At 50.4% G+C, this 5,887-nt stretch carries 10 protein-coding genes and 1 riboswitch; of the genes, 1 reads left to right on the top strand and 9 read right to left on the bottom strand.

Annotation, left to right across the window (positions count from 1 at the left end; translation table 11 throughout):
• The 4 genes from L691_RS0105545 to L691_RS0105530 all read right to left on the bottom strand — a co-directional run.
• Positions 1-235, bottom strand: a 235-nt coding sequence (locus L691_RS0105545; protein ID WP_025689273.1) for an AIR carboxylase family protein, incomplete at its 3' end; no start/stop codon positions are given.
• A gap of 236 nt (positions 236-471) precedes the next feature.
• Positions 472-573: riboswitch (purine riboswitch) on the bottom strand.
• Between the two features lie 299 nt (positions 574-872).
• On the bottom strand, positions 873-1,070 hold the full coding sequence (locus L691_RS31845) for a hypothetical protein (RefSeq protein WP_156934176.1): 198 nt from the start codon (positions 1,068-1,070) through the stop codon (positions 873-875).
• 292 nt (positions 1,071-1,362) lie between these two features.
• A complete protein-coding gene (locus tag L691_RS30550; RefSeq protein WP_025689270.1) occupies positions 1,363-1,716 on the bottom strand; it encodes a hypothetical protein in 354 nt (117 codons plus the stop codon).
• 13 nt (positions 1,717-1,729) lie between these two features.
• A complete protein-coding gene (locus L691_RS0105530) occupies positions 1,730-2,182 on the bottom strand; it encodes a hypothetical protein (RefSeq protein WP_036735479.1) in 453 nt (150 codons plus the stop codon).
• A gap of 205 nt (positions 2,183-2,387) precedes the next feature.
• Here L691_RS0105530 and L691_RS27950 point away from each other — a divergent pair, with 205 nt between their 5' ends.
• Complete coding sequence (locus tag L691_RS27950) at positions 2,388-2,756, top strand: nitroreductase family protein (RefSeq protein ID WP_198022983.1); 369 nt, start codon at positions 2,388-2,390, stop codon at positions 2,754-2,756.
• A gap of 87 nt (positions 2,757-2,843) precedes the next feature.
• Here the strand turns inward: L691_RS27950 and L691_RS0105520 are convergent, their stop codons facing one another.
• The 5 genes from L691_RS0105520 to L691_RS27945 all read right to left on the bottom strand — a co-directional run.
• Positions 2,844-3,278, bottom strand: coding sequence for a universal stress protein (locus tag L691_RS0105520; RefSeq protein WP_025689265.1), 435 nt, complete (start codon positions 3,276-3,278; stop codon positions 2,844-2,846).
• 44 nt (positions 3,279-3,322) lie between these two features.
• The gene (locus L691_RS0105515; protein ID WP_025689264.1) at positions 3,323-3,586 is read right to left on the bottom strand and encodes a DUF1294 domain-containing protein; all 264 of its coding nucleotides are present in this window, start codon (positions 3,584-3,586) and stop codon (positions 3,323-3,325) included.
• Positions 3,587-3,745: 159 nt separating this feature from the next.
• Positions 3,746-4,972, bottom strand: coding sequence for an MFS transporter (locus tag L691_RS0105510; protein WP_025689262.1), 1,227 nt, complete (start codon positions 4,970-4,972; stop codon positions 3,746-3,748).
• 61 nt (positions 4,973-5,033) lie between these two features.
• A complete protein-coding gene (locus L691_RS0105505) occupies positions 5,034-5,411 on the bottom strand; it encodes a winged helix-turn-helix transcriptional regulator (RefSeq protein WP_025689260.1) in 378 nt (125 codons plus the stop codon).
• 259 nt (positions 5,412-5,670) lie between these two features.
• Positions 5,671-5,887 (bottom strand): hypothetical protein (locus tag L691_RS27945; protein ID WP_036735476.1); only part of this gene is annotated, 217 nt, incomplete at its 5' end.

Genomic DNA, 5,887 nt, shown 5'->3' with positions numbered 1-5,887 from the left:
TCTTCGCGGCTACCATGCCCGGCAGATGCGCCGCGCCTCCGGCGCCGGCGATAATGACGCGGATGCCCCGCCCCGCGGCCTCCTCCGCAAATTGGAACATGAGATCCGGCGTGCGATGTGCGGATACGACCTTTTTCTCATAGGGGATCTCCAGTTCCTCCAGCACCTCGCATGCATGCTTCATTGTTTCCCAGTCCGATTTGCTGCCCATAATAACAGCTACCTGCACCGACATGATTCAACCTGCCTTCCGTTCAATGGAATGATAATTCAGCTCCAGTTCCTATCTTGACCCATTTCGCTATAGTTTTCCATAATTCGCACAAAAAAGCCCGATTCCCAAACATATTTTTCGGGAAATTCGGACTAGTCAAACGGGAATAAAGGACATTTTCCGCGCACTCGCCTCGGGGCGAGACAGGAAAAAGGACAGCATCAATTCTTCCGGACAAGCCCGCAAGCGATGTCGCCTTATGTCTATCAATTCCCCGTAGTCCGGAAATTTACGGTTCCCAGGTAGAAACTTCCGGACCTTATTTCCGGATTTATACGAGCTGTTGATGCCTTCAGTTTAACAACCCCCTACACCGTATGTCAACTTAAACACGAACATTATCATAGCGTCTTGTTCAAATGTTCGTTTTTTGACAATCCTCTTCATTCTTGCATGAATTCCTTATCTCCGAAGTTTGTCCATATCCGCAAAATAAATTAATGATATTATCCTTTAAGATTCTAATAATTATCAGGTTATCTGAATTATTACATGGGTATTTGCATTATTTTTTTACATTATTGTGTCGGTTGCAATTTATCATCTTCTGGGTATGCCTTTGTTGATATAATTCATACCTAAATATATCTAAATATATTTATATATCTTTAATGTTAATAAATTGACGAAAGGAGAGAAGCTTATGTGAATTTTGGTGAGTATTGACGATACGGATCATTTTACGACCAAGGGAATAAAGGGAACCGGCGATTTGGCAAAAAATATATCCCGCGCCATTAAGTCGAACGGCTGGGGCACATCCAGCAGAATTACCCGCCATCAGCTCCTGCTCCATGAGAACATCCCTTATACGTCACATAACAGCTCCATGTGTTTTGAAGCGGATATTGATCCTCGGTATCTTATAGGCTGTCATTGATTTCAGCGCCCGGCATTTGGAAACGGAGAGCGAGCCGGAGGCTGATCCCGGCCTGTGCGTCGTGGTCCCGGACCGGCTTGCAGACCCTGTGCGATTAATCGACTACGGTTATCTAGCCAAACGGGAGGTGCTGGACAAGAATAGTGCTTACACTTTAGCGTCGGAGCTTGGCATTCACCTGTCGGAACATGGCGGAACGGGGCAAGGTTTAATCGGGGTGATGGCCGGAGCGGGACTGCGTCTTGGGGGTAACGACGGGTCGTTCAAAGATAAGTCCAAGCACCACCGCCAATACGCCGGAGACAGACCCCATAATCATTCCGCCGCCAAATTTGGGAATGAGCCCTGCTCCCAGTAACATAATCGCCATCCAAAAGATGCTTGTGTGTCCCGGGATCTGCAGCGGGAGCCGCGTCACATCGTTGACCACGACAATCATCGTGCCAAACATCGTAAACCGAAGCACGTCTGCCAAGCCGAGATTGAATAGAAACCGTCTTTGCACCCCGGCTAATCTTCCCGAAAGCTTCTCGTCATGCGCTTGCCCCGGATTGTCCCCCATTTTCCCTACTCCTTTATTCAATCTTGTTAATTTCGCTCACATCTTGAACAATCGGCGAACCCTTCGACTTCAGATCAATTAGATCCACCGTTCCGTGTTCATTAAAGGCCAGCACATAGGACTGATTCAAGCTTTGTTGATCCGCCATTAACAGCTGTCCCTTCTTTAAGCCCTTGACCTCCACCTGCTTATAGCCGCTTAATCCCAACGCGCCGATCGCATAGAGCAGTGTCGGCCCCTTGGCACCCGGATCGCCGGGATATTGCTGATGCATCAGCGATTTCAGTACATCCACGCCCATAAGCGACACCAGCGAACCGGAAAGCTTATCCTGCACTCTTATGATCGTACCTAACTCGAGCCCTTTTTCCCGGGACACCTTTTCCAGTAAATAAGTCGATGGAAGAATCAGCGCAATGAATAACAGTTCTATCGAAATTCGTATTCTCAAAGATCTCATATTCACAAATTTGTCACCACACATTTTCTATTTAAAGATAATTAAAATATAAATGTCATCACCGTTAACATTGTTTCAGAATTTATTATGCATGTTTTATTATATTTGATTATAACAAAGTATAATTAAATATAATTGTGTCATTACATTCCTTTCGCATGATGAAGAGAAGAACAGCCTGATCTTTCCGCATCTGAGATGGGCGGGTTATTTGACGGATTGGGACGGACCGGAGGAGGGCGAGAGACCTTCGGCTTACATCGTAGTGCTGGGCGACAAAGAGATAAGCGCTAACCATTTCTGGGACCATGGAATCGCTTGTCAAAGCATCTTGCTCGGCGCTTGCGAGAAAGGACTAGGGGGCTGCATGTTCGGTGCAAGCAACAAACAGGCTTTAGTAGAGGCGCTTCATATTCCGGAGCGGTACGAGCTTATTCTGGTTATTGCGCTTGGCAAACCGAAGGAAGTCGTTGTCCTGGAAGAAGTAACGGAGCCGCAGAATATTAAATACTGGCGCGACGAACAAGGCGTTCACCATGTGCCGAAGCGAAAACTCGAGGACATCATCATTAATTTATAAATCGTCCCATAGAATCTTAACGCGAATTTCATACCCTCTTAAATTAATAAAAAAGGAACGCCGAAGCGTTCCTTGTCACCAAAGCTATTATTTTACGACCAGCACCGGAATCTTCGCACTTTGCACCACATTATGGCTGACACTGCCGAGCACGAATTCGCGAATGCCGCCGAGCCCCCTGCTGCCGATTACGATAACATCTGCGGCGTTATCCTTGGCGTATTTCAGAATGGTCTCCGCAGGCGAGCCTTGCAGCAGCTCAACTTTTGCGTTAAGCCCTTCCGTTTCAAGCCGTTTCTTCACTTCTTCCGTCGTCTGCACCGCCAAATCATAGTAATCTTTGTTAACCGAAGCCGGCAGAGGCGCGAGAGCTTCCCCGATAAAAAACCGCGGAAATTCAAATGCGTGTACGACATGCAGGGAGGACCCCGGCGTTACCTTGGCCAACTCGACCGCGCGATCCAACGCTTTGTTGGCGGCTTTCGAACCGTCATAGGCGAGTAAGATTTTAGAGAATAACATGTGCGCCACCTCTTTTTTCTGTTTTGACTTGCCGATGAAAGAATCTATTGCAAAAAATAACCGTATATCAGGACGTTCAGGAGCAGCAGCAGCGGAATGCCGATTACAAAGGACATATGCCGCGTCTTGTGGCGTCTGCGGTACATGGCTGTAAGCACGCCGAGAGCCCCGCCGATCGCCGCCAGCAGAAACAGCGTTTTCTCCGGGACCCGCTCCCGTCTGCTTCGGGCTTTATCCTTGTCCTCCGACATGACCATATAACCGATAATATTGATGACCGCAAACCACAACGTCACAAGCTTGACCATTCCAGGCTCCCTTCCCCTGCCGTCCTATACCTTTATTATATTCTCCTTTCAGGCAAAAAACCAACTAGGCTTGCGCCTCTAAACGCCTGTTTTCCCGTCATTCCTTGCGCTATCTCCCCTTGCAGACGGACAAGCGCCGCTGTTCATTCACAGCCGGACTCAGGCGCTTATTTTGACGCTTGCCCGATCTTTTTCCCTAAGCCAAATAAAAGAAAGCAGCGCGGCGCAGCCGGCGGCAATCCCCCCTAGCCAGAAGCCTCCCCTTAGTCCATACAGCGCACTCATCCAGCCCGCGACAAAAGGACCGCCCGACATTCCCAGCGCATACACCGCCTGATAGAATCCCATCGCCGTCGCCCGCTTGTGCGGATGAATATCCGACACCGACTTGCCGAGCAGCAGCGGGAAGATCAGCCCCTGCATAAACCCGTTCCCGATCTGGGTGGCGCACAGCGCCCCGAAGCTCGGCATTGCCGGGATGAGCAGCGTGAACAATGCGCTTCCGGCAAAGCCGAGCACGAGCGTGCCGCGGTCGCCCAGCCATCTTCCGAACACCCGCGCCCCGTATAGCGTCGCCGCCGCGTGGGGCAGCATGAACGCCAGTGTGAGCCAGCCCAGACTTTCTTTGTCGGCTCCGAGATTCAGCGCCTGATTGGGCGTATACCCGAACATGGTAATGAACAGCACGCAGTGGGCCAGCACCGACAGCAGGGACACTTTTACAAGCACCGGCTCCCGCATGACCGGCACCAGCTCGCCGAGCTTAATCGCGGTTTCTCTGCGCACCTCATGCTTCTCAGGCAGACGCAGTCCGATCAGGAGCGCCAACGCAGCGACAGCGGCTCCGGCCCAGAACGGGGCATTCCAGCCCCAGTGCTCCACTATGTAACCACTGAGCATCATGCTGGTCAGTTGGGCGATTACCATCGTAAACTGCAGCATTCCCATCGCCCTGCCGGCCTCCTCCTTGGGAAAATAGCCCGCATACATGACGCTGTACACAACCCATGCGCTTGCCGCAATCCCGGATACGGCGCGTCCTGCAAGCGCCCAGCCGGGATAAGGCCCCAGCAGAAACAGCAGGCAGCTGGCACCGCTTGCGATTAGCCCCAGCCATATGAACGGCCGCCTCCGGTTAAGATAGTCCGAACCGATCCCGATGGGCATCCGGAACAAAATCTGCATCAAGCCGTAAACACCCAGCACCATTCCTACCATGAAGTAGGACGCGCCCAGATGCTCCACGTAAGGAGAAAGCACCGGAACGTAAATATAGGAGGAGAACCAGAATAAATACACAATGACCAGAAAAAACAACCGGGCGCTTCGGCTGCCCGCCGGAGCCGCATCCGCCTGTGTTGACGCTTTCGCTTGACTTAACGCCACATGGAATCACCCAATCCCTCATTTAATGACCTGCCTCATTAATCTTTCCGCTGTATTCGCGTTACTTCGTAGAAGGAAGCTGTCTGTCGCTGGATCCGGGTCTTTTTTTATACACTTCGCCCCAATCGCGCATTAGCAGAATAATCGGAACCAGTGTACGACCGAACTCTGTTAGCGAGTATTCGACCTTGGGCGGCACCTGATGATACACTTCGCGATGGATCACGCCGTCCTCTTCCAACTCTCTCAGCTGAAGGGTCAGCATTCTTTGAGTAATGGCGGGGCATATCCGTCTGAACTCGTTAAACCGTTTGGTCCCTTCGATCAGGTGATACAGCAGAACACCCTTCCATTTGCCCCCGATCACATCCAGCGTATATTCTACCGGACAGCCCAAGTCATTCGGACATTCGCCATATCCAACTTTACGGTTCCGCATATAAATCCCCCTAGGTATCAATATAGATACTACATACATTTATGTGTGTACTTATCATTTTGCAGCTGAATATTTAAATTAATTATAGGACATTTTTTCGGCAGGACCATAGGAAAAATCGTACTGGAGCATTTGGAATCGATGTTCCCTCACGCCCCGCTGCAAAAAAGGCCATGAACGGATTCCGTCCTTGGCCTCTTCATGACTCCTGAAGCTTCACTTTTATTTTCATCCGGGCCTTATTTGCTTATTGGCGCCGTTATTTCCCGTCCTTTTTACCTTCCATTGCGGCTTTCAGCAAATCCCCCAGACTAGTGCCTAAGCTTTCCGGCTTGCTGTACTGCTGCACAAGCTTCTGCTGCTCGCGCTTGTTTATATGCTTGCTATCCTTGTTCACCGTCTCCGTAATGCCGCAGCCAAGACACTGCACGAATAGTCCGGCCTTGCCTTCTTTCAGCTCCATCTTCTTGTGGCAC

Origin of the sequence: Paenibacillus zanthoxyli JH29 (assembly GCF_000520715.1) — a bacterium.
Taxonomy (GTDB): Bacteria; Bacillota; Bacilli; order Paenibacillales; family Paenibacillaceae; genus Paenibacillus_AQ; species Paenibacillus_AQ zanthoxyli.
This window is presented reverse-complemented; position numbering and strand designations above follow the sequence as displayed.

Excerpts from the sequence above, each read along its gene's own strand:
- L691_RS0105515 (WP_025689264.1), bottom strand. The coding sequence starts at position 3,586 with ATGGTCAAGCTTGTGACGTTGTGGTTTGCGGTCATCAATATTATCGGT.
- L691_RS31845 (WP_156934176.1), bottom strand. The coding sequence starts at position 1,070 with ATGGAGCAGGAGCTGATGGCGGGTAATTCTGCTGGATGTGCCCCAGCC.
- L691_RS30550 (WP_025689270.1), bottom strand. The coding sequence starts at position 1,716 with ATGGGGGACAATCCGGGGCAAGCGCATGACGAGAAGCTTTCGGGAAGA.
- L691_RS0105505 (WP_025689260.1), bottom strand. The coding sequence starts at position 5,411 with ATGCGGAACCGTAAAGTTGGATATGGCGAATGTCCGAATGACTTGGGC.
- L691_RS0105520 (WP_025689265.1), bottom strand. The coding sequence starts at position 3,278 with ATGTTATTCTCTAAAATCTTACTCGCCTATGACGGTTCGAAAGCCGCC.